Raw genomic sequence first — 25359 nt, 5'->3', positions numbered from 1 at the left:
GTGGTGGTTCGGAACGAGAGTTTTCTTGCCACACGGGCGAGCCCGTCGAGCCGCATTGCATCGAGCGAGCACCTCTTGCCACGGGACAACGACTCTCACGCATCGCGACGCATTGCGATCAGCCCACCTCAATTTCCAGCCATATTTCATCGAGGCTGCTGGTCTCCGCGATTGACAGCGCGAGGGAGCTCGATAGGTAAACGGCACCTCACGGCGGAACACCATGCGTTTCTATGCAGACCTCCATGTGCACTCGAAGTACTCCCGCGCGACGAGCGGCGATTGCGATCTCGCGCATCTGAGCTACTGGGCTCAGCGCAAGGGCATCGCGGTGCTGGGCACGGGGGACTTCACCCATCCAGCGTGGATGGCCGAGCTCCGCGAGCACCTCGTGCCGGCCGAGCCCGGGCTCTTCCGCCTGCGGGACGATCTCGGCCGCGCGGTCTCGGAGCGGCTCCCCGGGGCCTGCCGCGGAGCGACGCGCTTCGTCCTCTCGGTGGCGGGTCCACGTTCTTCTCGATGGATAGCGGGCGGGTAAGCGATCCTGCCGGCAGCGGCGACTATTCCTTCTCGGATTTCGCGGTGCTCTACCGGACGGAGGCGCAGTCCGAGCGCTGCACCTCACGCTCGCGGAGCGCTGCGGCGGCGACGTCGATCGCTTCTTGATCGAGCTCGCGGTGTGCTCCGAGATCGACGCGTGGGATCCGCGGGCCGACCGCATCTCGCTGCTGACGCTGCACGCGGCCAAGGGGCTCGAGTTCCGCGTGGTCTTCCTCGTGGGGTGCGAGGACGGCCTGCTCCTGCGGGTCGGCCCGTCGCCCGAGGCGCAGAGGGGATCACGCGCCGGGGCCGATCGTCAGATGAAGCTATTTTAGCGCGGCGCGCCGCCGAGCCGCTTCTGGGCCGCGCATGCCGCCTTGTCCTGCGTCCGCACGCACTGGTCTGCGTAGAAGGTCCGAGCCCGCTCCCTGTCCTTGCGCTCCAGGAGCGGGCCGAACGCGTCACACGCCTTCTTCTCGCCCCATTGAGTGCAGGCCCTCTCGTAGAGCGAGTAGGCCCGCTCCGGATCGGCGGTCACGCCGTCGCCGCGCTGCCAGATCTCGGCGGCCCGCACGCAGCCGCCCGTGCCGCACACCTTCTCGTAGAGCGCCGCGGCGCGCGCCATGTCCTTCGGAATGCCGCTCCCCTTCTCGTACATCCCGGCGAGGCTCAAGCACGCCTCGGCCCCGAACCCCTTCTCCGGACAGCCCCTCTCGAAGAACGAATACGCCTTCGCGACGTCCTTCGGAACGCCGTCGCCCTGCCCGTAGACCGAGCCGGCGGCGTTGCAGGCGCGCATGTCCCCCAGGCTGCAACCGTGGCTGTACGCCACGATCGCCTTCACCCCGTCCTTCGGCGCCCCCTGCCCCTTGCGCAGGATGTCCCCGAGATCGACGCAGTCCTCGGACTGGCCGCCCTGGCACGCGCGCTGGAGCACGCCCACGGCGACCCCCACGTCCTTCGCCGCGAGCTTCCCCTCGACCAGCAGCTTGCCCAGCGCGCTGCAGCTCGGCCCGTACCCGAGATCGCAGCCGCGCCGGAGGAACCCGACCGCGCGCGTCGGGTCCTTCGGGAGGACCGCCTGCGGGCCTTCGCTGAGGTACCACTCGGCCACGCTGAAGCACGCCCAGCCGTCGCCCATCTCGCACGCCTTGTCGGCGAACTCTCGCACCTTGGCCCGCCCCGCGGCGTCCGGGGGGACCTTGGCGCTCTTCATGTCACGCAGGAGCTGCTTCGCCCTCGCGTAGCAGGCCTGCGTGACGCCGGCGCCGCACGCCTTCTCGAACAGCTCCGCCGCCCTCGCGTCATCGCGCGGAAAATCCTTGCCGCTCAGGTACTGAATCCCGAGGTGATAGCAGCTGCCGACATCGCCCTTCCCGCACTCCGCCGCGCAGGATCGGGCGTCGGTGGGCTCGCACAGGCGCGCGGGCGCGAGCGCAGGCGGGGAGCACTTCGCCCCGCTCGGCACCGTCCCGAGCGGGCACAGGCTCGACAGCTTCGGGAACTCGTCTTCCGCCTGCTTCACCGGCGCCTCGGCCGCCGCCGCCTTCTTCGCGAGCAGCGGGACGAGCTCGAGGCGCAGCGGCGCATGGCAGCGCTCCGTCGGCGCCTGCGCGTCAGGCTTCGCGGCCCGGCAGGCGTCGAGCTCCCCTTCCTTGCTCGTGGTGCTGCCCTGGCTCGCCGTCGCGGCCGCCCCGACCGCCCCGAAGAGCTGATCCACCGTCCGCGCCGTGCCCCGGCTGCCTGGCGCCATCGCGAAGGCCCCGAGGAGCGCGGCCCGCACGAAGTGCGTCGCGCCCTCGCAGCTGCCCGAGAGATCCTGCACGGAGGAGGCGGCCACCGTGGTCGCCAGCTTCCCCGTCGGCACGAGCGCCACGTCGATCGCGGCCGAGCCGCCGCCCTCGATCGCGGTGCTCAGCGCCGGGGCCCCGAAGGGGACGTTCGCCTGCATCTCCGCAGAGTTTGTTAATTGTATTACTTTTTCTGCCCGGCTCACGCCAGCGAAGGAGTAGCTCCCTGGGAGCTTGCACTGCGTGAGGAGCTTCAGCGTCGTGCAGTCGTAGGAGACGACGGCGATGCCGTCTTTCATCGCGAGACCGAGATCGGAGCGGCGTGTCGTGAGCCAGTCGACGATGAGCGGCTCCGCGTGGCCGATGGCCGGACACCCGCCGCCGGTCGTGCTGGCGGTGCTCTCCGGCGAGACAGTGGGCCGGGGAGGATGCACGACCACCTCGGGTTCCAGGCCCGGTCCACAGGCCATCGCTCCGAGCGAGAGCCCAACCACGCACAAATCGAACGCGCGCTTCATCGGGCCGACAGAACCATGAGCCATGGGGTCCGGTCAATACGGCGAGCGCGACCGCGGGCGGCATACGACCGGCCGCGCGGACCCGAGCTGTGCTCGGCGCGCCCCCGCGCCCGGAGCCGCCATGAGCACGTCCAGGTCCCAGGAGAAACTGCGAGAGAGCCTGAACCTGGTGACTACGCTGCTCGAAAAGCAACGCGTCATCGAGACGCTGACGCACAAACAGGAGAGCAAGAACAAAGAGCTCGTCGAGGCGCTGGTCCACCGGCAAAATCTCGCCCTGCTGCAGAGGAAGCTCAGGGATCTGCACCCGGCGGACCTCGCCCACATCATCGAGGTGCTCCCGCAGGCGGACCGCCTTGTGGTGTGGGCTGAGCTCGAGCCCTACCGCGCCGCACAGGTGCTGCTCGAGTCCTCGTGGTCGGTCCGCGACTGGCTCGTCGCGGAGACGGAGCGCCCTCGCCTCGTCGCGCTGCTCGGCCAGCTCGATCCGGACGATCTCGCGTACATCAGCGAGTCCGTCGATCCGGAGATCGTGGCGGAGGTGTACCAGTCGCTCGACGCGCGCGAGCAGTCTCTCTTCCAGTCGACGATCGCGTACCCCGACGGCTCTGTGGGCCACCTGATGAGCCCGGAGCTCGTCTCGGTGCGCGACGGCCGGGACCTCGGCGGCGCGCTGGAGGACGTGCGCCGGCGGGGCGAGCTGCCGCCGCACACCGAGGCGCTGTTCGTGGTCGACGCGCGCAACGTGCTCCGCGGCGCGCTCTCGCTCAAGGACCTGCTGCTCCGCGAGCCGAGCGCGCAGGTGAGCGCGGTCATGTCCACCGACGTGGTGAGCCTCACGCCCCAGGAGCGCGCGAGCGACGCGGCCAGGGCATTCGAGCGCTACGACCTCATCGCCGCGCCGGTGGTGGACGAGCGCGGCAAGCTCGTCGGCCGGTTGACGGTGGATGTGGTGATGGACTTCCTGCGGCGGCAAGCCCAGAGCGAGGCGCTCTTGCGCGCGGGCCTCGCGGGAGAGGAGGACTATTTCGCGCCCGCGTGGACGAGCGCGAAGAACCGCTGGCTCTGGCTCTTCGTCAACCTGCTCACGGCATTCCTGGCCTCGCGGGTCATCGGCCTCTTCGAGAGCACCATTCAGGATCTCGTGGCGCTGGCAGCGCTGATGCCCATCGTGGCGAGCGTCGGCGGCAACACGGGCAATCAGACGGTGGCGCTCGTGATCCGCGGCCTCGCGCTCGACCGGCTCACGCGGGCGAACACGGGGCACCTCCTGAAGAAAGAGCTCTTCGTCGGCCTGATGAACGGCGCGGTCTGGGGCACGGTCGTGGGGCTCGCCGCCGCCGCCCTCTACGGCAGCGTCCCGCTCGGCCTGGTGATGGCCGCGGCCATCCTGCTGAACCTCGTGGTGGCGGCGATGGTCGGGTGCGCGGTGCCGCTCGTGCTCCAGCGCCTGGGCCGCGATCCGGCCCAGGGGTCGAGCGTCCTGCTCACGTTCACCACGGACAGCATGGGCTTCTTCATCTTCCTTGGGCTCGCCAGGGCGTTCCTCGTCTGAGCCTGCCCGCGCGCCGCGCGCTCGCGCTACGATCCTGCGATGGACACCGCCCCCGCCCCGCAACGGCCGCTCGTCGCGATCCGGTATTGCCCCAAGTGCCGCTGGCTCACGCGCGCAGCGTGGCTCGCTCAGGAGCTGCTGATCACCTTCCCTGACGAGATCGACGTGCTCCTGTCGCCGGGCGCGAGCGGCATCTTCGACGTCACGCTCGACGGCGCGCCGCTCTTCTCGCGCGCCGTCGAAGGGCGCTTCCCCGAGCCCAAGGAGCTCAAGCAGGCGATCCGCGACCGCGTCGCCCCGGAGCGCCCTCTCGGCCACTCCGATCGATGAGAGGTGCCCTGATCGGGCGAGCGCCGCGCTAGATGTCGAAGTCGAGGATGCTGTCGAGCTCGGAGCCGCCGACGGCGGGCGTGCCATGGGGCGGCGACGCGACGCGCAGCCTCGGGGCCTCGAGCGCGACGCGCTGGCCGCCGGGGACGCTCTTCGTGAGGAACACCGAGCCGCCGACCACGCTCCCCTGCCCCAGCACCGTCTTGCCGCCGAGGACCGTGGCGTTCGCGTAGATGGTGACGTTGTCTTCCACCGTGGGGTGGCGCTTCAGGCCGCGCGCGCCCCGCGAGTGCTGCGGCAAGGACAGGGCGCCGAGCGTCACGCCCTGGTAGAGCTTGACGTGCTCGCCGATGTCGGTCGTCTCGCCGATCACGACGCCGGTGGCGTGATCGATGAAGAAGCTGCCACCGATGTTGGCGCCTGGGTGGATGTCGGCGCCCGTCCTCGTGTGCGCCCACTCGCTCATGATCCGGGGCATGAGCGGCACGCCGAGCAGGTACAGCTCGTGCGCGACCCGGTGCACCGTCACGGCGAGGAGACCTGGATAGGCCAGGATGATCTCGTCCATCGAGGCCGCCGCCGGATCGCCGTCGTAGGCCGCCTGCACGTCGAGCAGGAGGCGCCGCCGGACCTCCGGCAGCCGGGCGATGAACACCCGCGCCACGTCGCGCCCTCGCTGCCGGCACCTCGGGACGTCGAGGCGGCCCGCGTCGACGGTCTCGTCCTGGAAGCACAGACAGCGCTCGATCTGTCGCTCCAGCTTGTCCCGCAGCGTCGAGACCAGGGTGCCCACGTGGTAGAGCAGGTCCTCGTCCGACAGGTCCTGCCGCCCGTGATAGCCCGGGTAGAAGATCTGGAGCAGGAGATCGATGATCTCGGTGATCTCCTGGCGCGACGGGGTGAAGCGCTTGTTGATGTGATGCCCGCGCGCATCCTCCCGGTAGCTCGCGATCAGCGCGTCGACGATGCCGTGCAGGTCGGCCGACGCCTCGGAGGGGGAAGCATCACACTTCTTGCTCACGTCGACCTCACGAGGCCTTCATGGCCTCGACCTCGGAGAACATTCCCTCGAAGAGGGGCCCAGAGAGGTACCGCTCGCCGGCGTCCGGGAGGATGACCACGATGGTCTTTCCTTCCCACCTGGGATCCTTCGCGAGCCGGCTCGCCGCGGCCATGGCCGCGCCGCAGGAGATGCCGCAGAGGATGCCTTCCTCCGACGCGAGGCGCCGCGACATGGTGATGGACTCGTCGTTCGAGACCGTCTCGACCTGGTCCACGAAGGAGAGGTCCAGGTTCTTGGGGACGAAGCCGGCGCCGATGCCCTGGATCTTGTGCGGGGACGGGGTGAGCGGCTGGCCGGCGAGCGCCTGCGAGATGACCGGCGAGTTGACCGGCTCGACCGCGACGGTGTGGAGGGCGCGGCCGCGGCCGCGCTCGAAGTAGCGGCTGACCCCGGTGAGCGTGCCGCCGGTGCCCACGCCCGAGACGAGGACGTCGACGTTGCCGCCGGTGTCGTCCCAGATCTCGGGGCCGGTGGTGGTCTCGTGGATCGCGGGGTTCGCCGGGTTCTCGAACTGCCGCATCAGCACGTACCGGCCGGGGTCGGAGGCGGCCAGCTCCTCGGCCTTGGCGATGGCGCCGTTCATCCCCTTGGGGCCCGGCGTCAGGAGCAGCTTGGCCCCGAGGGCGATGAGCACCTTGCGCCGCTCCATGCTCATCGTCTCGGGCATGCTGAGCACGCACTCGATCCCCCTCGAGGCGGCGGCGAAGGCCAGCGCGATGCCGGTGTTGCCGCTGGTCGCCTCGACGATCGACTTGCCAGGGCCGAGCACGCCCCGCTGCTCGGCGTCCCAGACCATGGCCGCGCCGATGCGGCACTTGACCGAGTACGCCGGGTTGCGCCCCTCGATCTTCGCCAGCACGGTCGCGCGCGCGCCGTCGATCACGCGGCGGATGCGAACGAGCGGCGTGCGGCCGATGCTCTGGGTGTTGTCGTCGTAGACGCGGGGGAAGCTGGTCATAGGGGGCCCGTGCGGGTGAGTGGGGAGGAAAGAGGAGATCCAGAGGCGCCCCGCGCTGTCAAGGTCCACGTGAGCCGCGCCTGGGTCGCGCCGTATTTCCAGAGCGCAGCGCGGCGTCGTCCGTCGCTGACGTCGGGGCGACGCCCGCCGCGCCAGCTCGCCCGGCGGGAGCGCGCCGCGCTCAGCGCGCCCCCTCGCCGGCGAACCGTTGGACGTGCAACGGTCGACGCGCAGGGACCGGCGAGACACCCCGGCGCATGGAGGTCAGTCGGGCCATGAGCGGCGCGGTCGTACGGTCGATGGCGCGAAGTCGATTACGCGCTCTGCGCGAAGCGCAGGAGCCAACCAGATCATCCTCGGAGGGCGGACTGGCCTGCTCCGGCAGGGCCTCGATCGCACCGCGCCGGCGCGCGGGTGTCCCGAGTTCCCATGAGGCACAGGGGATGACGCAGCGCGACCAAGGTGGCGGTGATGGCGGTCGATTCACGAGAGTTTTTTTTGCCGGAGTGCGTCATTTCTGATCTGCTGGCGCTCGAACATTCACGTCGTACCACGCCGTGCCACGTCGGAGCACCGGCGGCTCAGAGGTGCTCACGAGCGCTCACGAATCCCGGAACCACGGGGCTACGCGCGCAAGCAAGGTGCTTCCCTGGGCATGGGCGCATGGTCAAACGATGAACCACCATGGGACTACGTCGGACCAGGTCCAGGTTCCTTGACGCCTGCGCATGCGAACCTATCGTGTAGAATTTTAGCTCTTGCCATGAGTGGCATAGGCCTCGCATCATCGCTGACATGTTCCCCGCTGAGCCCCCTTGCGTGGAGGTCCAACTGCCCCATGACGAGGATGAGCCCACTTTAATTTTCCGTCGTCCGCCGGCGTCGATTGGGGGCATGGCGATGCCGTTCGAATCGCCGGCTCCGGTCATGGCATCTCCGACGCGGCGCTCCACGTCGCGCTTGATCGCCTTGAGCGCGGGTGCGGGCCTTGGCTTCGCGGCGGTGGTGGGCGGGCTCGTCTCGATGCAGCTCGGCGCGGCGGGCTTCGATCTCCGCGCGGGCTCGGCGCTCCAGCCTGCCGCGGCCGCCGCGGCCATCCTGCGGTCGACGGGGGTGGCGGCGCGGGTCGAGGCGAAGGCCGAAGCGGCCGCGCCGCTCCAGGCGACGCCAGCGACGGCGGCGCCGGCCCTCGCTGCCGCGGATCGCGCCGACGCGACGCTCGATCGAACGGCGGTGATCCCCATCCCTGACGGGATCATCACCATCCCCGCCTCGTTCGCCTCGGCAGATGGGGCGTACGATCTGGTGATCCACTTCCACGGGGTCAACGACGTCGTGCAGGCGGGCATCGATCGCGCCCGGCTCAACGCGGTTGTGATGATCATCAACCTGGGCATCAGCTCTGGCGCGTACGAGACCCAGTTCTCGATCCGCTCCTATCTACCGGCGTTGATGGCGAAGGCGCAGGCGGCGCTCGAGGCCCGTGGGCTGCGCGGCGCCCGGCTCCGGCGCGTCGCGCTCTCGGCGTTCAGCGCCGGGTACGGCGCGGTTCGCGGGCTCCTGAACCAGCCGGGGTTCACGGACAAGGTGGACGCCGTGCTCCTCCTGGACGGCATCCACACCGGCTACATGCCGCTCGACCACAGCCTGGACATGGAGCGCCTCAAGCCGTTCAGCCGCTTCGCCGAGCTGGCGGCCGCCGGCAAGAAGCTGATGTCGATCACCCATTCGGAGATCACCCCGAACGGCGACTACGCCGGTACTCACGAGAGCACGGACGCTCTCCTCAAGCTCACGGGCGCGCAGCGCTCCCCGGGCGCGGGCGCGGACGAGCAGGCGATCTACGACCTGAGCGGAGAGGCGAGCGAGGCGAAGCTCCGGTTCGCCCCCCTGTCCGAGGCGCACAGGGGCACGTTCCATGTCCGCGGCTATCCGGGCACCCAGAAGCCAGATCACGTGAGACACCTCACCCGCATGGCGGAGACCGCCTTGCCTGATCTGGTGCGCTACTGGGGCGAGCCGCCCGCGCAATGACGGGTCGATCGAGCCCTCGACGAGTTCGGCCGGTGGGTAGCTGGACGCCGGCCCATCGAGTGGGTGCTGGCCATGCTAGAGTACCTGGCGATGTCAGCGACGACCCGAGAGGAGCTCCTGTGGAGGTTCGGCAAGGCCGAGGACCCGGAGGTGGAGGCCCGGCGGACAGCGCATCCTCGAGGTGCTGCTCGAAGCGAGCCCGCAGGTCCAGGAACGGCTCATCGAGAAGGGCATCGAGAAGGGCATCGGCAAGGGACGTCTGGCCGAGGCACGCGCCGCCCTGCGACGTGTGCTCGCTCGCCGGCAGCTCGCGCTGAGCCCGTTGGACGACGCTCGCATCGAGGCGTGCGTCGAGCTGGCGACCCTGGAGCGGTGGCATGACCAGGCCATCACCGCGACGAGCGTCTCCGAGGCACTGCTGTAGCTCGGTCCGGCACGGGGCGTACCCCTGTCGCTCGCGCCTCGCGGCAGCGCTTGACCTGTCCACGCCGTCCGGAACGATCATCCGACGATCGCAGCGGCGGCAACGCGCGGCACCCTCGTTGTAGCGTGCGTTCTATCGCCGATTTCCGCGAATCCGTCCTTCCTTGATCTAAACCCACCCTCGCGCTCCTGCGCACCTGTTCATTCCAGACGCCGTTGCAGGCGTGGGAACTCGGATATCGCGTATCGCGCGGGCGCCTGTGCGCCAGGATCCGAGCGCTTCGCTGCGCAGTGCCGTCGTTGGCGCGCAAGGGTGAGGATGCGTGCGTGGCAGATCGCCGCATTCTGGGGCGCGCATGCCGAGCTCAGCCGCCTGTGCCACGGCCTGGGAACGGGAAACCACCGGCAAGCGAAGAGGCCATTGCGGTATCGGAATTGCTTTTCCCACCAAAAGCGACGGTGGCATGATGATGGCCCGACAAAGACAGGCACAAGGCACGGCGCGGCGGACTCAAGCGGTGCGACCGGCAACCCTCACCGCTCGCCGCAAACGCGGCGTGACGGCGGCCGACGTGGACAGCCAGCGCTCGTCCGCGGCGGCGGGAGAGGCCGACACCACCGCAGCGATCCCGCGCCCGACGCTGACCTACGCGGATGCGCTCGAGGGCGCCCGGAAAGGGCCGTTCCCGGGCGAGATCGAGCCCCAGCTCGCGACGCTCGTCACCGAGCCACCCCCCGGCGAGGGGTGGCTCTACGAGGTCAAGCTCGATGGCTATCGCATGCTCGCGAAGCTCCGCGGGGGGCGCGTGACGCTCCTGACCCGCCGCGGCCAGGACTGGACCGAGCGGTTCGCGGGCGTGCGCGACGACCTCGCCCGGCTGCCTGCGCGGGAGGCCGTGCTGGACGGCGAGATCGTCGTCGTGAGGCCGGACGGCGTGACCGACTTCCAGGCCCTCCAGAACGCGCTCAGCGACGGGAATGGCAGGCGCGAGGGGCGCCTGATGTACTTCATCTTCGACCTGCTCTACCTCGACGGCCGCGATCTCCGCGGGTGCACACAGGTCACCCGCAAGCGGGCGCTCGAGGCGCTGCTCGCGGAAGCGCCCGAGGAAGGGCCCCTGCGCTACACGGAGCACGTCGCGGAGGACGGCGCCGCCGTCGTCCGGCACGCGTGCGAGCTCGGGATCGAGGGCGTCATCGCGAAGCGCCCGGAGGCTCCCTACCGGAGCGGGCGCGGCGACAGCTGGCTCAAGGTGAAGTGCGGCCGGCGCCAGGAGTTCGTGATCGTCGGCTTCACCGAGCCGTCCGGCGCCCGGAAAGGGCTGGGGGCGATCCTCGTCGGCGTGAACAGATCAGGCAAGCTCGCCTACGCCGGCAAGGTGGGCACGGGCTTCACGAGCAAGACGCTGACGACCCTGCGCAGCCGCCTCGACGCGATCGTACGCGCCACGCCGGCCAGTTCAGGGGCGCCGCGCATGCGGGGCGCGCGCTGGGTCGAGCCCAGGCTCGTCGCGGAGGTCCGCTTCTCCGAGTGGACGCGCGACGGACGGCTGCGACACCCCTCCTTCGAAGGGCTCCGCGAGGACCGCACCCCGGAGTCGGTCACCGTCGAGCGCGAACAGCCGCCGCCGCAATCGCCGCCCGGCGAGGCAGCGGGCGCGGCGCCGAGCAGAGCGGCCGGCGCCCCGCCGAGGAGGACCGCGACCACGGCGGGGGGCAAGTCCCCGCGCGGGGGCCGGAGCAGAGGCGCCGCGGAGCGGGTCGAAGTCGCCGGGGTGCCGCTGACGAACCCCGACAAGGTGCTCTATCCCGCGCAGGGGATCACGAAGCTCGCGCTGGCCCGGTATTACGAACAGGTCGCCGAGCACATGCTGACCCACGCCGAGAAGCGGCTGCTCACGCTGGTCCGCTGCCCCGCAGGCCAGGGCAAGCCCTGCTTCTTTCAAAGGCACGAGGCCGAGGGGCTGTCCGAGGCGATCCAGCGGATGGCCGTCGAGGAGGACGACGGCGAGCGCACCTATCTCTATATCGAGACCACCGAAGGGCTCGTGTCGCTCGTCCAGATGGGGGCGCTCGAGGTGCACCTCTGGGGGAGCCGCGTGGACCGGCTCGAGCAGCCCGACAGGATGGTGTTCGACCTCGATCCAGCGCCGGAGCTCCCGTGGGAGCGCGTGGCGGACGCGGCGAGGACGGCGCGGCGCCTCCTTTCGTCGCTCGGGCTACGGAGCTTCGTCAAGACGACCGGCGGCAAAGGCCTGCACGTCGTGGTCCCGATAGCGCCACGCAGGGGCTGGGACGAGGTGAAGGCGTTCACGAAGGCCGTGGCCGACGCGCTCGTGCGCTCCGATCCGGCGCGGTACACCGCGACGATGTCGAAGGCGAAGCGCGCCGGCAAGGTCTTCGTCGACACCCTGCGGAACGGGCGCGGCGCCACCGCGGTGGCGCCCTACTCGACGCGGGCGCGCCCCGGCGCGGCCGTCGCGACACCGCTCTCGTGGGACGAGCTCGACGCGCCGCTCGATCCCGCCTCGTTCACCACCGACACCGTCCCGCAGCGCCTCGCCGCGATCCGGGACCCATGGGCAGAGCTCACGAGCGTGCGCCAGTCGATCACCAGCGCGATGCTGAAACACGTCGGGCTCTGATCTTCTTCCCGACGCCCCCGACAAACCCAGGAGCCGGAGAGCTCGCCGAACCGAAGAAGAGCGACACCAGCGACACAACGAATGCCTTTCACTGACGTTCCGTTCAGCATGGTCGTAATGAGGCAGAAAGGCGCCGTGCGCTTGGTTGACGGTGCTGCACGCGCGCTGCATCGTCCTCCGAGTGACCATGACCAAGGATCGGGACTCCAGCGCCCTTTCGGAAATTGCAGAGCGACTCCACCAGTTCGACGGTGAACCGCTGCGGGTCGAGTTCCTGGCGCGCGGCATCGACGCGCTCACCCAGGTCGCGGAGCGGCTCGATCAGAGCGAGCTTGGCGAGGTGGTCGCGTCGCCCAGCAACGCGGATGCCCTGGTGACGGCGCTCACGCAGCCGAGCGCCGTCGGCCTCTTCTCCGCCGCGGATCCGCTCACGCCGGCCCGCCTCCGCGGCCTGCAGGCGAGGGACGCGCTCCTCGCGGCCGAAGGGGGCACGCTCACCGCCGAGGAGGTCGGCGAGAGGCTCCGCCTCCCGCCCCAGACGATCGAAGCGCGGCGCGCCGCCGGAAGGCTGCTGGCCGTCAGCATCGGCGCTCGTGGCCACGTCTACCCCGCATGGCAGTTCGCGGACGAGGGCCTGCTGCCGGGGATGGAAGAGATCCTGGCCCTGCTCGAAGAGCACCCCCCGCTGGCGAAGGTCCGCTTCTTCCTCTCCGGCAACCTCCGCCTCGACGGCGAGCGGCCGCTCGACTGGCTCCGCCGCGGCGAGCTGGACCCCGTGCGGCTCGCCGCGCGCACCTTCGGTGAGCAAGGCGCGGCCTGAGAACGCGCCGCGATGACGACGACGCTCGGGGCGCATCCGGACCCGCCCCTCGACCTCGCGACGTCGCCGCTCCCCATCGGGATCTACCGGCGGAGCTGGTTCCGGATCCACTGGCTCACGCGCGATCCGCTGCACTTCGGTCGCTCGGGCGACAACCGCTTCGACGCGCCGGACGGCGAGTTCGGCGTGCTGTACGCCGGGAAGGACCCGCGCTGCGCCTTCATCGAGGTGTTCGGCCACGCGACCGGCGTGCGCTTCGTGGAGCAGAGCGAGCTCGCCGCGCGGGGGCTCGCGCGCATCGCGCCGCGGCGGCCGCTGCGGCTCGTGAACCTCACGGGAGAGGGGCTCGCGCGCCTCGGGGCCGACGCCCGCCTGACCTCGGGGGAGTCGTATCGGGCCGCCCACCGCTGGGCGCGCGCGATCCACGACCACCCGAGGCGACCCGACGGCATCGCGTACGCCGCGCGCCACGACCCGACCCGCGTCTGCGCCGCCCTCTTCGAGCGCGTCAGCGCGGAGCTCGAGGTGATCCGGCTCGGCTCCCTCGCGGATCCGGCGCACGCCCCGCTCCTCGCCGGACTTCTTGATACCTACAAGTTCGGGCTCGTCTGAGCCTGGACGAGCGGGCGGCGGCGCGGCTGTGGCGCCCCGCCGAGCGCGATGGCGGAGCAGGGCGCGCGTGCGGGCTCCGCGCGCGCGCGCCGGCACGACCGGTGCTTCTCCCCGAAGCAGGCGCGCCGCCGCGGCGCCGCGATGGGCGGAGATCGCGGGACGCACGGCCGGGAGGCGGGGGTCCGATGAAAATCAAGAATCTGCGGCTGGAAACAGGCTATCTCGTGGAGCCTATCCCGCTCCAGAAGGGGATCTCGGTTCATCAGATCCAGATCACCACGGTGGGCGAACAGGGGTCGTCTCGGGTCCGGATCTCGCTCGATCCCAACCGCTGCACGGTGGACAGCTACGGCGAGGCCAAGGCGTGCACGCGGGTGGCGCCGGTCCAGATCGAGGCGGACGTGGAGCTCCTCGAGGAGTGCGACCAAAAGCAGCTGCTCGCCCTCAAGTTCGAGGGGGGCAACGGGCCAGCGGTCCGGCTCGCGCTCCTGCCCCTGTGCGGCACGGGCAAGGAGGCCATCGTCGCGCGGCTCCTGATCTTCGGGGAGACCGGGGAGATCCTGGCCATCGTGCCGATGCAAGGGTCGTCGGCCGGCTGCCTGATGGCATGAGCGAGCCCGGCGCGGCAGCACCGCCGCGCCGGGCTCCCCGGGCGCCCTGACGACCTCAGGGACCTGGACAGGGGCGGTACACGAGGCCGTACTCGAGCCGGACCTGGACGTCGGTCGTGTCGTTGGTCAGCACCCCGGAGCTCGACGGCGCAAACCGGTTCGTGACATAGAGGCTCGTCTTGATGTTGAGCGGCCGCACGGTGCCGCACTCGGACCACACCGTGGTCGTGAAGGTGTCCGTGCGGGAGAAGTCGCTCGTGAACGGCCCGATCATGCTCCACGTGAGCGGCCCCGAGGTGAGCGGCGACCCCGAGAAATAATACGATGTCTCGTGGAGCCCCTGGACGCCTGCCTCCAGGTCGGCGAACCCCCGGTACGTGGCGTCGAAGACCGCGACTTGCCACCCCGGATCGAACCGCAGATCCACGGCCAGCTGGCAGAACGCGCGGTTCGTGGCGCGGCCGATGCCCGGGCCGGCGTGCGCCTCGAACTGGTCGAAGATGACGGTCAGCGCCTTCTGATCAGGCGAGATCACCCCCGCAGCGGAGCCGACAGGGCAGCCGCTGCCAGCATAGGTGAAGTTCGCGATCCGCGTATTCTGCGCCAGCGCAGGAAAGGCGAAGAAAAACGCCGAACAAAAGCCGAACGCCCATCGCAGGAACATCGTCCCCCCCTTTCGCCGTCAGGCGACATCACGTCGCCGTGCGTCGTCGCCGGCGCGCGCGTCACCGCTGTCGCACGCCGGTCGACATGTCGTGACGAGCATGCGATGGCGGCGCGCTCCGCGCAACCCGCGCGGGGCCCCCTCCCCCGGCGCGGCGCCGCAGACTGGCCGGAATCCATCGAATGATGTGAGGCCTGTGGGGCTCACGGACATCCGGCCAGAGCCGGAGTGCAGGCGAAGCAGGCGAAACGAAGGAGAGGCCTGTCACGGCGGCGCGGCGACGCGGAACACCGGGACGAGATTCACGCGCTCGTCCCAGGACGGATGGCGCTTGTAGAAGAAATCGAGCCGGGCCTTCGCGTCCTTCGCAAACGCAGGATCGCGCAGGCGCGCATTGAACTCGTTGCGCAGCGCCGGATCCGCGGCGAGCATGCTGCGCGCCTCCTCCTCGGCGACGTAGGCCTCCATGTACTCCTTGCGCTCGAAGGAGGCGTTGAAGAAGCCCCAGGCGACGAGGGAGTCGGGCGCGAGCGGCTCGAGGAGGTGCAGGACGAGGGGCGCCCGCGGCTGCGCGATGGGAACGAACAGCGAGCCGGCCGGTAGATCCTGCTGCTCTGGCCGGAAGGCGCCCTGGAGCTTCACGCGCGTCCGCCCCTCGAAGGGCCGCTCGAACGTCACCGCGCCGGCCCGGAACGCCTCGACGGCGAAGCCGGGGCGCGCCTCGGGGAGGATCTGGTAACGCACGCCGTGCAGGCGAAGCTTGTCGGCCACCCAGGCCGCGTGCGCCGCCGGGATGACGTAGCCGGCCTCGGGCGCGGTGACCGTCAGGTCCGGCTGGATGCGGTCGAACAGCGGCACGCGCCAGATCTCCGGGCGGGACTCGTCGTAACGGGTCCACGTGCCGCCCGAGATCTCCGAGGCGCGCTTCTCGTAAGCGAAGCCGCGGAACGGGAAGATGCGCGAGGCCGGCCCCGCGCGGTGCGTGAGGGCGAAGGGGACGCCGGCGAGGCGCGCGCTCGCGGCGTCCGCGCGCTCGGCCGCGGCGCGGAGGGCGCCCGCGCCGGAGCCGGAGGAGACGCGCTCGAAGAGCGCTCCGAGGAGGTCGCGCACCGCGCGCACGCGCTCGGCGTGGGTGGCCCAGCTGTGCGTCTCGACGAGCACGCCGATGCGGTTGCGGGCAGCGCTGTAGGACTGCGAGAAGCGCGGCGGCCCCGGCTCGGTGGAGATCCCCGACGAGGGGTCGTCGTCCTCGCGGAAGGCCGGGTAGAACGGGAGCGGCAGGTGACCGAGCGCGGAGAGGCGCGCCTGGAGCTCCCCCGAGAGGGCGCGCGCCGCGGCGTCGAGCCCGCCGGGATGAGGTACCGAGGGCTCCACGACCACCGCGATGTCGTGCTGGAACTTCGCGCCGTCCGTCGTGTGCAGGTCGACCTGGACCACCGGATCCCAGGCGTCGAGGAGCGCCAGCATCGCCCGCATCTCGGGCGCCTCGGCCTTCATGGTATCGCGGTTCAGGTTGAGGTTCTGCGCGGTGGCGCGGAAGCCCATCTCCTCGGGGCCGCGCTGGTTGGGCCGCTGGTTTCGACGGAACCGCTCGTGGCCGTCGACGTTGAAGACCGGCACGAACACCGCCGTGGCCGCCGCGAGGGCGCCGGGCGCCAACGCGCCGTCGAGCAGCTCGCGGAGCGCCCAGAAGCCGCCGTCCTTGCCGTCGATCTCGCCGGCGTGGATGCCGCCCTGGAACAGGATCACCGGGCGCCGCCTCGCGCGCGCCGCCGCGGGGTCGAGCGTGCCATCGTCGGAGGCGGCGATCGCGAGCATGGGCCTTCCCTCGGGCGTCGTGCCGAAACGGACGCAGCGGGCGCGGCCCGGATAGGCCTGCTCGAAATCGCGGCATAGCCGCTCGACCTCGGCATAACGACCCGTGCGCCGGAAGCCGGTCCGCTCGGCCTCGGTGACGAGCGAGGGCGCCTCGGGAAGCGCAGACGGCGCTGGCCCGCCGCCGGCCGGCGCGCCGCGCGCCGGGGCCTGGCGGGGCGCGAGCAGCGCGGCCAGCGCGATCCCGAGGGAGATGTGGCGGCAGCCGAGGGAAACGAGGCGGCGGGGGGCCGCGATGCAGGGGCGAGACATCGGGGGAGTCGAGCAAATTCCGTGTCGAACGGCAATGGCGTGATCCCTGGCCATAAGCAGGCCAAGCGCGATGCCGGCCAGCCGAGCCGGACGTTGATCACCCGCGATCGCGCGAATATCGACAATCATGGTGGAGCACCGGTTCGCGAAGAGCCTGGGTAGCCCCATGAGGATGGACATGGCTCGGCCACGGTCGGCCGGCCGATGACGGCCCTTGGTGAGGACGCGCGCGCCTGGCGGGCACAGGGGCACCAGCGCATCATTCCTGATCGCCGGCGTGCCGGACGGCCGCGCAGGGTCCGGATGTTCTTCGAAGGCGTCCGCCGCGGAGGTGGGCGGCGATGGGAGGTGGGCAGCGACGATTAGCCGGTGAACGGCGCGCCGTTCAGTGCAGCGCCGGGCCCCGATGGCGCTGCCGTACCCGATGGCGCCGCCGTACCGGTCGGCGCCGGCGCTGTCGGCCCAGCCGGGGCCTCGTCCGCCGGCGCGGCGGCGGCATCGCTGGACGACGCCGCGCGGCCCGTGCGGCCCTTGTAGAGGGACGGGGCGATCGCATCGGCGTCCCCCTCGTCCCAGCGCAGGTACGTGACGGCGCGGCGGGCCTGGTCGTAGGCGTGGACGAGCAGCGAGAACGCCCGCGCCCTCCTGTCCGCGGCCTCGGTCGGCCCGGGACCTTTGCCGTGCTCCCTCACGCCGAGGGCCGCGAGGATCTGCGGCCCGATCTCCCCGGCGCGCTTCACTTCTTCCTCGGTCGCCGCCGTCCTGCCGGCGACCTCCGACCAGCTCGCAGTGAAGAGCGCCGAGAGGGCGACGAGGTCATTGGCCGTGTCGATGTACCCTTGTCCGGCGCGGATCTCCGCGACCGTCTCCGCGTCGAGCAGGCCGCGGCGGGCCAGCGCCTCGGCGTCGCTCAGCAGGTTCTCGCGCAGCGGGGCCGCCTCCGCGAGCAGCGGCTTCAGCGCGTTCTCGGCGCCGCCGCTCGACAGCCATGCGAGGTGCGCGTACCAGGCCGCGAGCGCGTACGCCTCGAGCCGGTCGAGCGACGCGAGCTCGTGCGTCGGCAGGCGCTCCGCGATGGCGGAGCGCAGCGCGAGGAGGCCGGGCAATACGCCCAGCACCTGGGAGACCACACGGGGAATATCGAGGTTGATGGCGATGAGCCGATCGGGGCTGAGCGCCTCGATCTCGGGCAGGGTCTCGTCGAACGCCGCCGCCGCCTGGGGCGGGGCCGCGGGCTTCCTGGGAGCGGGCTTCTTCTTGAGCGGAGAAGGCTTCGTCATGAGGGAATGACCTCTCGTTGTTCGTCGTCGCGGAGCAGCGGAGAACAGGTATGGTGCGCTCCTCACCCCCGCGCGCTGGACGTGTCGAGAACGTCAGGCGCACACCGGACGTTCCGGGCAGGGATAATCACCCCCGCCAAGCCGTCAATCGACCTCACGGCTGATTTTCTGACGCCGTGGCTGGTGCCGCGAAGGCTGCGGGGAGCCTCTCCTGGCCCGTGTCCGGTGCCGCGAAGGCTGCGGGGAGCCTCCCCCCGGACCGTGGCTGGTGCCGCGAAGGCTGCGGGGAGCCTCTCCTGGCCCGTGTCCGGTGCCGCGAAGGCTGCGGGGAGCCTCCCCCCGGACCGTGGCTGGTGCCACGAAGGCTGCGGGGGAGCCTCTCCCGGACCGTGTCCGGTGCCACGAAGGCTGCGGGGGAGCCTCTCCCGGACCGTGTCCGGTGCCACGAAGGCTGCGGGGGAGCCTCTCCCGGACCGTGTCCGGTGCCACGAAGGCTGCCGGCAGCCTCTCCCGGACCGTGTCCGGTGCCACGAAGGTTGCGGGGAGCTTCCCCCGGACCGTATCCGGTGCCACGAAGGCTGCGGGGAGCCTCCCCCGGACCGTATCCGGTGCCACGAAGGCTGCCAGACTGCCCGGTTTCTCCTAAGCTCCGGCAGAGATGAGCGCGCTCCCTTCCCGCCGTGCGCTGACCCTGGGCGCGGCCCTGATCGGCGCTGCGGCGCTCCTCACGCCGCTCGGCATCGCCTCGCTACGCCACGCTTCGGAGGAGCGGGTCGATGACCCCGCAGCGGCGGCGCCCGCGCCCCCCGGTGCAGCGACGGCGCTCGCGGATGGCGGGGACGGCCCTCTGGACGGCGACGCCGGCGCGCCTGCGCCTGCGCCTGCGGACGGCGACGCCGGCCTCCTGGACGGCGGCTGGGACGCGGGCGGCGCGCGGTTCGAGCTGCCCGCGTGGTCCGCCTCGTCGCGCGCGGCCACCTACGGAGGGCTCTCGGCCGACGCTTGCGACAGGGAGATGAAGCGCCGCGGGATCCCGCACGCCCCGGCGCGCGGCGCCCCGCTGGTCGACCGGCCGATCAGGATCACCGGCCCGCTGCACGGGGTCACGTTCCGCGGCGACGGCGTGGCGAAGCCCAGGTCGGCCTCCCCGTTCGACATCGCCGACTGCCGGCTGGTCCTCGCGCTCGACGATCTCGCCGCCTTCCTGGCGACGCACGGGATCGTCGAGGTCGTGCACTTCAGCATGCACCGGCCCGGTCCAGCCGGCGCTGTGGCGCCGACGAAGGCGGCCGCGAAGCCGCCGGCAGGCAAGAAGGCCCCCAAGGCCGCCGGCAAGGCGGTGAAGCCCGGTGAGCGCGCCGCGAAGAAGCCGGCGGCGGCGCCCGGGCGCCCCAACCAGCACGCCCTCGGGCTCGCCATCGACGTCGCTGCCTTCGTGAAGGCCGACGGGACTCGACTCGACGTGAAGGCCGACTGGCTCGGCGCCATCGGCGCGCCGCCGTGCGGCCCCGGCTCGGAGCCGAAGGCGCCCAGCCCCCACGCGCTCGAGCTGCGGGAGATCCTCTGTTCCATCTCCACGAGCGGGCTGTTCAACGTCGTCCTCACGCCCAACGCGAACGAGGCGCACGCGGATCACTTCCATTTCGATATCAAGCGAGACGCACGCTACTTCCTGCTGGAGTGAGCGGGCGTCACGGCGCGTGTCGCTCCGCTGCACTGGACGGATCGAGTGCCCGCCGGAAGCGAAGAGCCCGCACATGCCGCTGCCCCGCGGGTCGCATTGCGTTATCGAGAGACATTTTCCACGGACAAATGCATCCTTGATGCCGTTCCTGCTTCTTGACGCCGAGCGGCTGGCGCAATTACCGTGCACGCGGAATGCGGAACGAGCGCAACGCGACCAGGCGAGTATCCGTTATGGCTGTTGTGCTCTGCGCGTGGAGCGCGAGCACGTTGACCGCGTGCCGTTATTCCGATGCTTGCTGGGAAGGGCTGGACTGCGCCCCCGATCCGGAGCCCTCGCCCGGACCGTGCGAGGGAGAGCCCGGCACGGCGCCGGCACTCGACGAGTGCGGGGTGTTCGTCAGCGAGCACGGCGACGACGACCACCCCGGTACGAAGGACGCACCGGTGAAGACGCTCCAGCGCGCGGTCGGGCTGGCCACGACCAGACGAGGCGGCGGTGAGGCGCCGACCCGGCGCGTGTACGCTTGCGGCGAGGTGTTCGACGAGGCGATCTCCCTCCCCTCGGGCGTCGATCTCTGGGGCGGCCGACGCTGCGACGGAGGCGACTGGTCGTTCGGCGGGCCCGCTCAGCGGACGACCATCGCGCCGCCCGGCGGAGTCCCGCTGCGCGTCATCGAGGGAGAGGATGCGACATCGACGATCTCCGGCGTGCGCGTCGTGGCGGCGGACGCCTCCGCGATCGACGGCAGGTCGTCGATCGCGGTGATCCTGAGCTACGGCGCCAGGGTGAAGCTGGTGTCGAGCGTGGTCATCGCGGGCAACGGCAAGGACGGGGAGCCCGGCGAGGACGCGTCGAGCGCCCGCGCGCAGAGCGGGCAGTTCGGGAACGACGGGGCGGACGCCTGCACGGAGGGCGCCGCGACGGGCGCCCTCCCGGTCGTGACCGCGTGCGGCGAGGGCATCGAGTCGACGGGCGGGTACGGGGGCGACGGCGGGATCGAGCAGGGCGGCGACGGCGCTTCGGGGCAGCCCGAGCCCGCACCGAACCCCGACGGCAAGGGCCTCGGAGGAGCCGGCGCCGGCAGCATGGCGTGCAGCGACGGGAAAGATGGCGCGCCCGGCGCGGACCGTGGCCGCGCCGGCGGAGCGGCCGGCATTGGCTATCTCACCGACGATGGGTGGATCGGCGTCCGCGGTGACGACGGGGACCGGGGCGGCGTCGGCCAGGCCGGGGGCGGCGGGGGCGGAAGCAAGTCGCGCGACGGTGTGAGTCCCCCCGTGTGCCCGGCCTCCGGACCCCAGACCGGGGCGGCCGGCGGCTCGGGGGGCGGCGGCGGCTGCGGTGGCCTGGGCGGCAAGGGCGGCGGGTACGGCGGCGCGAGCATCGGCATCGTGGCGCTCGAGGGCACGGAGCTCACGCTCGAGGCCACCGACGTGTTCACGGGCCGCGGCGGGAACGGGGGAACCGGCGGAACGGGCCAACCGGGCGGCTTCGGCAAACCCGGTGGGAACCGTGGCAAGGGGTTCGTGGCCGGGATGTGGAACGCCTGCCATGGCGGCAGCGGCGGCAACGGCGGCCGCGGGGGCGACGCCGGTGGCGGGCTCGGCGGCCCGTCCGTCGGCATTGCTTACGTGGTCCCCAACCTGGCCCTCCGGCCCGGCGCCGTGATCAAGGTCGGACCGGCTGGCGAGGGCGGCCTCGCGGGGAACGCCGCCACGCTGGATGTGGCTGGCAAAGGCGGTTCCGGTCCTTCGGCGGAGACCCAGGCGTTCAGCGGGCCGAGCGAGCTGCCCCGTTAGCGCCTTGGATAGCGTGCGTCCCCAGGGACGCTTCCGGTGAGGCATGCCCATGCGCGTCGAGTCCGTGTTCCTTCCGTTCGTCGTCCTACCGCTCGCCATGGCCGGTTGCGGGAACTCTCCGGAGGTGAACGGGCCGGGCGGCGCACCGCCGTGCGACGCTCCGTCCGCCTGTCCGGGCGATGCCGTCCCGGAGTCGGCGTGCCTCGAGGAGCTCGCCGCGGATCGCGCGATGGACGGCTGCGGGGTGTTCGTCAACAGCGAGATCCTCGACGGAAACGACGCGAACCCCGGCACGAAGGACCGGCCGGTTCGCTCGGTCCAGCGGGCGATCGAGCTCGCTCGCACCGGGCGCGGTCGCGTGTTCATGCCCACCGATACCTTCGTGGGGGCGATCAGGCTTCCTTCCGGCGTGGACATCCATGCCGGCTTCGACTTCCTCGAATGGCGGCGCCGGAGCAGCGACAGCCACGGCCACATCAATTCCGAGATCGATGCGCGGATCGCGGTGATCGTCGAGCCGGCACGCCCCGGCGACACGGGGGCCGCGGACGGGGTCTCGACGCTCGATCACGTGTGGGTCCAGAGCGGGGTCCAAATCGGGGTGCTCGTTCAGTCCAACACCGCGGTGGAGATCGTCCATAGCCAGATCAGGGCGCTCTACGGCGGCAGGGCGGGTCACGACGGGGAAGAGTGGCGGCCGAGCCGAGCACCGGCCGGCCCCGATGGCCTGTTCGGTGAGGACGGGTGTTCCGCCGCGGCGATCCCCGGGGGCGCGGCGGTGACGAACCCGTGTGACGACGGAACGTCGAGCACCGGTGGCAAAGGCGGTGATGGGCTTCCCGCGCGGGCCGAGGACGGGGACACCGGTGACCCGGTGCCGGCGTCCGACCCGTACTCGGGCCTCGGCGGCGACGCGGAGCGCGAGGACAGCGTCTGCGAGAACGGCCGGTCCGGGCTCTCCGGGTCCCCGGGAACGGTGGGGGCGGCCGGCCAGGGCATCGGGCGCCTCACCGAGACGGGATGGGAGGGCGACAAGGGGACGGACGGCGGCAGGGGCGCGCCGGGCCAGGGTGGAGGCGGGGGCGGCGGCCGGCGCGGCGGGCTCGCCGTGTGCGCGGCGGCGGACAAGGGAGGGGCCAGCGGCGGCTCTGGAGGCGCCGGCGGTTGTGGCGGCCGAGGGGGTCGAGGCGGCGGGAACGGCTCGCCGTCGATCGGCCTCGCTGTGCTGCACGCCAGGGTGACGGTCCGGGACAGCGTCATCAAGGCGCCCGCCGGCGGGCGGGGAGGCCACGGAGGGCCGCCCCAGCAAGGTGGCGAACCTGGACGAGGCGCGCCGGGCGGCGACGGCCGCGACGGAGCGCGGGCCTGCGAGGGGGGCCGCGGCGGTGACGGCGGCGACGGCGGCTACGGCGGCCCCGGGCGCGGCGGCGACGTGATCGGGATCGCCTACCTCGACGAGGACCAGCTCACGCTGGAGGGGGTCACCTTCGAGCTGGGCCTGCCGGGCCCAGGCGGCACGAGCTGGAGCCATGACGGCACCATGACGACCGGAGAGGATGGCGTCGCCGTGGAGACGCTGCGCTTCCCGGAGTAGGCCGGGTTGCGGGCCAGCTCGTTCGACGGAGCGGGCCGTCTTCCCCATCGCGACAGAGCTCGCCCCCGGCGCGGTTCTCCGCGCCCACGCCGCCCTGGCCCGACCGCTCTTCGGGCGGCGCCTCGGCGCGACCGAAAGAGGTTCTGCGCCGATCTCGATGAGCTACGGACTCGCAGGCTCATCGACCCTCTCGCCGAGTCTGCGCTTTATCCAGGTTGAAGCACCTCGACGTACTCTAATCGCCCCGTCTGCTTCACGCACAAAGTCGGGCGCAAGGACGATTGTGGACTTGGTTGGTCGGAATGCAGCAGGATCGGAGCGTGGTCCGGCATCTGGCCCGGCATACCATCCGAGCTCTCCGCTAGAGAGCTTTCGTCCGATGATGATGCCGTCACCATCGTTCGGCCAATCGTCGGGTTTATGGATGCCGATCGTTCCATCCACCTCTTGAACGATCACAGCCTCGGGTAGGCTGTCCAGACGACCGTGATAGTTCCTGATCTCTTCGGCGATGATCTCTTGGACGGTCGGTTCGACGCTGGAAGCTGGAGGCTCGCGCTCGGGGGTCTCGGGAACGCTGGACGGCGCGGCCTCTGGCTCCGCCGTGTCAATGGCCATGCAGACGTCCAGCTTTGCCCTGGTCGCGGCCAGGGCGCTTCGTTCGGCCTCGCACCCGTCGCCCGAAGGCGTCGTGCCCGGAGACGTGGGTGATCCGCTAGCATCCGCTGCGACACCTGGCGCATCGTGTGGTACGGCGCGTCCGAGGAAGACGCCAAGGATGCCAGCCCCGGCAATGATGACGAACCCGAAGGCGCGAGAACTTGTCATGGCGCATTCTCACTGCGGCGGCTTCGACGGTCGATCGAGCTTCCCGCCGAACATGAACTGCACGCCAGGGCTCGCAGGCTTTCCGTCGATTGTGATCGTCCCATCTGGTCCACGCTTCCAGACGGGTCGCGGAGGGACCGGAGGATCCCAGGGGCGGAATGCGTCGGGATCTGTGCGTGGTCCGGCGTCTGGCCCGGCATAAACTCCGAGTCGTCCGCTGGGCAACTTGCGCGCGACGATGTACCCATCGCCGTCATCCGGCCATTCGTCAGGTTTGTAGACACCGGTTCTCCCATCGTAGTGCTGGACGATCACGGCCTCGGAATAGCTGTCCAAGAGCCGGCGATTCCGACGGATCTCTTCGACCTTCGACATGCGCTGGTCGAAGGGCTGGGATTCCGGAGGATCGGGCTCGGATGGCTTGGTGGCGCCAGATGGCTCGGCCTCGGGAACCCGCGAACGAAGAGCCATGCAGAGTTCCAGTTGTGCGCTGGTCGAGGCGAGAACGGCTCGTTCCTCTCTGCAGCCACGGCCTGGAGGTGCCGCAGTGGAACTCGGGGGCGATGCGCTCGGAGACGCTTGTGCGCTTGGCGCGTCGCGCATAGAGACCCGTCCAATGAAGATGCCAGCGGCACCGGCAATGAGCGCGAACCCAAGCCAGTTGCGAGTCATCATCGCGCCTCTCGAGCTCCTACGCTTGCGGGCACCTCGTCACTTCTGCGTATCAGGAGCAGATTCGGTGTCTCGACGATCGAAGATCTTCAAAATGGACTCGATCGTCGTCCGCAGCTCTTGGGGAGGTTGGCGCGTAGTCGTCCACTCCAGCACCAAGCCGATCAACCTTCGGACGAAGTCACGGTCGGCCTGCCGCACGACCAGCGTCGTCGCCACCTCTCCAGATAGAATCGCATCGAAGGCGTCTCCCATCGCGCACAGAGTCCCTGACCATTCACTCCCCGGGAGCTCGGATGCCGACGCACCGCCGTCGAGGGACTCCACGATCGCAGAGAGACAGTTAAGTCCCTCAGAGAGCGCCTGCGCCACTTGCCGATCACGCGTCATTCGCCCGCCCTTATTTGTCAAACTGATATCGACAGAGCCAGGTTCCAATCGGATTGATGACGGTGCAATTGTCTCCATTTGAATACTGATAAGAGCATGTCCATGTGGGTTTGCCACCCTTGCACCAGTACAGATCGCCAATTCCGCTACTGGGGCTATAAGGATGCGAAGCGTGATGAACGCAGTAGGCGCCGATCGCCTCACACTGGTCTACGCACGCATGGCTGCCGGGGGACGCGCAATTCACCTGGGCTGCCGCCTCAACGGCTTCGCTGCATTCGGAAGGCTCCATCTCGTCTTGCGGATCCGGTGGCGCATCTCCGAAGCCTCCGGCGCCACTCGGGGTGATGATGCCTGCGCCGACGCCCTCGCCACGACCATCCCGAAGGTAGCACTCACCCATGTCGTAGTTGCACGCA

General features: G+C 70.8%; 20 protein-coding genes and 1 pseudogene. 13 read left to right on the top strand and 8 right to left on the bottom strand.

Features of this window, described 5'->3' with window-relative positions; translation table 11 throughout:
• Positions 1-223 precede the first annotated feature (223 nt).
• Together WMF27_RS17645 and WMF27_RS17640 are read left to right on the top strand one after the other, a co-directional pair.
• A pseudogene (locus WMF27_RS17645) lies at positions 224-499 on the top strand (hypothetical protein); the annotation flags it as partial.
• Between the two features lie 163 nt (positions 500-662).
• Positions 663-875: a 3'-5' exonuclease gene (locus WMF27_RS17640; RefSeq protein ID WP_437944325.1), complete on the top strand. Its 213-nt coding sequence runs from the start codon at positions 663-665 to the stop codon at positions 873-875.
• Here WMF27_RS17640 and WMF27_RS17635 read toward each other — a convergent pair.
• Positions 872-2491, bottom strand: coding sequence for an SEL1-like repeat protein (locus WMF27_RS17635; RefSeq protein ID WP_437944324.1), 1620 nt, complete (start codon positions 2489-2491; stop codon positions 872-874). The two genes, WMF27_RS17640 and WMF27_RS17635, sit on opposite strands and share 4 nt — an antisense overlap.
• Positions 2492-2969: 478 nt before the next feature.
• On the opposite strand from WMF27_RS17635, the gene mgtE reads away from it, so the two are divergent.
• Positions 2970-4403: a magnesium transporter gene (gene mgtE / locus WMF27_RS17630; protein ID WP_437944323.1), complete on the top strand. Its 1434-nt coding sequence runs from the start codon at positions 2970-2972 to the stop codon at positions 4401-4403.
• A gap of 39 nt (positions 4404-4442) precedes the next feature.
• A complete protein-coding gene (locus tag WMF27_RS17625) occupies positions 4443-4733 on the top strand; it encodes a SelT/SelW/SelH family protein (protein WP_437803142.1) in 291 nt (96 codons plus the stop codon).
• A 28-nt stretch (positions 4734-4761) separates the two neighbouring features.
• Here the strand turns inward: WMF27_RS17625 and WMF27_RS17620 are convergent, their stop codons facing one another.
• Complete coding sequence (locus WMF27_RS17620) at positions 4762-5754, bottom strand: serine O-acetyltransferase (protein ID WP_437944322.1); 993 nt, start codon at positions 5752-5754, stop codon at positions 4762-4764.
• A 7-nt stretch (positions 5755-5761) separates the two neighbouring features.
• A complete protein-coding gene (gene cysK, locus WMF27_RS17615) occupies positions 5762-6754 on the bottom strand; it encodes a cysteine synthase A (protein WP_437944321.1) in 993 nt (330 codons plus the stop codon).
• Between the two features lie 969 nt (positions 6755-7723).
• Here cysK and WMF27_RS17610 point away from each other — a divergent pair.
• The 6 genes from WMF27_RS17610 to WMF27_RS17585 all read left to right on the top strand — a co-directional run bounded on the left by WMF27_RS17610 (position 7724) and on the right by WMF27_RS17585 (position 13899).
• Positions 7724-8788 (top strand): hypothetical protein, encoded by a 1065-nt coding sequence (locus WMF27_RS17610; protein WP_437944320.1) that lies wholly within the window; start codon positions 7724-7726, stop codon positions 8786-8788.
• Between the two features lie 181 nt (positions 8789-8969).
• Entirely contained in the window at positions 8970-9212 is a 243-nt protein-coding gene (locus WMF27_RS17605) for a hypothetical protein (RefSeq protein ID WP_437944319.1), read from the top strand.
• Between the two features lie 517 nt (positions 9213-9729).
• The gene (gene ligD / locus WMF27_RS17600; RefSeq protein WP_437944318.1) at positions 9730-11856 is read left to right on the top strand and encodes a DNA ligase D; all 2127 of its coding nucleotides are present in this window, start codon (positions 9730-9732) and stop codon (positions 11854-11856) included.
• Between the two features lie 187 nt (positions 11857-12043).
• Positions 12044-12676 (top strand): hypothetical protein, encoded by a 633-nt coding sequence (locus WMF27_RS17595; protein WP_437767718.1) that lies wholly within the window; start codon positions 12044-12046, stop codon positions 12674-12676.
• Positions 12677-12688: 12 nt separating this feature from the next.
• Positions 12689-13288, top strand: coding sequence for an RES family NAD+ phosphorylase (locus WMF27_RS17590; RefSeq protein WP_437767719.1), 600 nt, complete (start codon positions 12689-12691; stop codon positions 13286-13288).
• A gap of 185 nt (positions 13289-13473) precedes the next feature.
• Entirely contained in the window at positions 13474-13899 is a 426-nt protein-coding gene (locus tag WMF27_RS17585; RefSeq protein WP_437944316.1) for a hypothetical protein, read from the top strand.
• A 55-nt stretch (positions 13900-13954) separates the two neighbouring features.
• Here WMF27_RS17585 and WMF27_RS17580 read toward each other — a convergent pair whose 3' ends face one another.
• From WMF27_RS17580 to WMF27_RS17570, 3 genes are all read right to left on the bottom strand, one after another.
• Positions 13955-14563 (bottom strand): DUF4360 domain-containing protein, encoded by a 609-nt coding sequence (locus tag WMF27_RS17580; protein WP_437767721.1) that lies wholly within the window; start codon positions 14561-14563, stop codon positions 13955-13957.
• A gap of 264 nt (positions 14564-14827) precedes the next feature.
• Entirely contained in the window at positions 14828-16690 is a 1863-nt protein-coding gene (locus tag WMF27_RS17575; RefSeq protein ID WP_437944315.1) for a M14 family zinc carboxypeptidase, read from the bottom strand.
• A 362-nt stretch (positions 16691-17052) separates the two neighbouring features.
• Complete coding sequence (locus WMF27_RS17570; protein ID WP_437767723.1) at positions 17053-17970, bottom strand: hypothetical protein; 918 nt, start codon at positions 17968-17970, stop codon at positions 17053-17055.
• Positions 17971-18628: 658 nt separating this feature from the next.
• Between WMF27_RS17570 and WMF27_RS17565 the strand changes: the two genes are divergently transcribed.
• The 3 genes from WMF27_RS17565 to WMF27_RS17555 all read left to right on the top strand — a co-directional run bounded on the left by WMF27_RS17565 (position 18629) and on the right by WMF27_RS17555 (position 23050).
• On the top strand, positions 18629-19654 hold the full coding sequence (locus WMF27_RS17565; protein WP_437767724.1) for an extensin family protein: 1026 nt from the start codon (positions 18629-18631) through the stop codon (positions 19652-19654).
• 233 nt (positions 19655-19887) lie between these two features.
• Positions 19888-21456 carry a hypothetical protein gene (locus tag WMF27_RS17560; protein ID WP_437767725.1) on the top strand — a complete coding sequence of 523 codons (1569 nt, stop codon included), beginning with the start codon at positions 19888-19890 and terminating at the stop codon, positions 21454-21456.
• A gap of 49 nt (positions 21457-21505) precedes the next feature.
• Positions 21506-23050 carry a hypothetical protein gene (locus WMF27_RS17555; RefSeq protein ID WP_437944314.1) on the top strand — a complete coding sequence of 515 codons (1545 nt, stop codon included), beginning with the start codon at positions 21506-21508 and terminating at the stop codon, positions 23048-23050.
• Between the two features lie 162 nt (positions 23051-23212).
• On the opposite strand, the gene WMF27_RS17550 is transcribed toward WMF27_RS17555, so the two are convergent.
• Positions 23213-23668, bottom strand: coding sequence for a hypothetical protein (locus tag WMF27_RS17550; RefSeq protein ID WP_437944313.1), 456 nt, complete (start codon positions 23666-23668; stop codon positions 23213-23215).
• Positions 23669-24589: 921 nt separating this feature from the next.
• Positions 24590-24805 carry a hypothetical protein gene (locus WMF27_RS17545; RefSeq protein ID WP_437767727.1) on the bottom strand — a complete coding sequence of 72 codons (216 nt, stop codon included), beginning with the start codon at positions 24803-24805 and terminating at the stop codon, positions 24590-24592.
• Positions 24806-25359: the final 554 nt, after the last annotated feature.

Origin of the sequence: Sorangium sp. So ce281 (assembly GCF_051527395.1) — a bacterium.
In the GTDB taxonomy this organism is placed as follows: domain Bacteria; phylum Myxococcota_A; class Polyangia; order Polyangiales; family Polyangiaceae; genus Sorangium; species Sorangium cellulosum_B.
The sequence above is the reverse complement of the archived record's forward strand: the minus strand, read 5'-3'. Positions and strand labels throughout refer to the sequence as shown.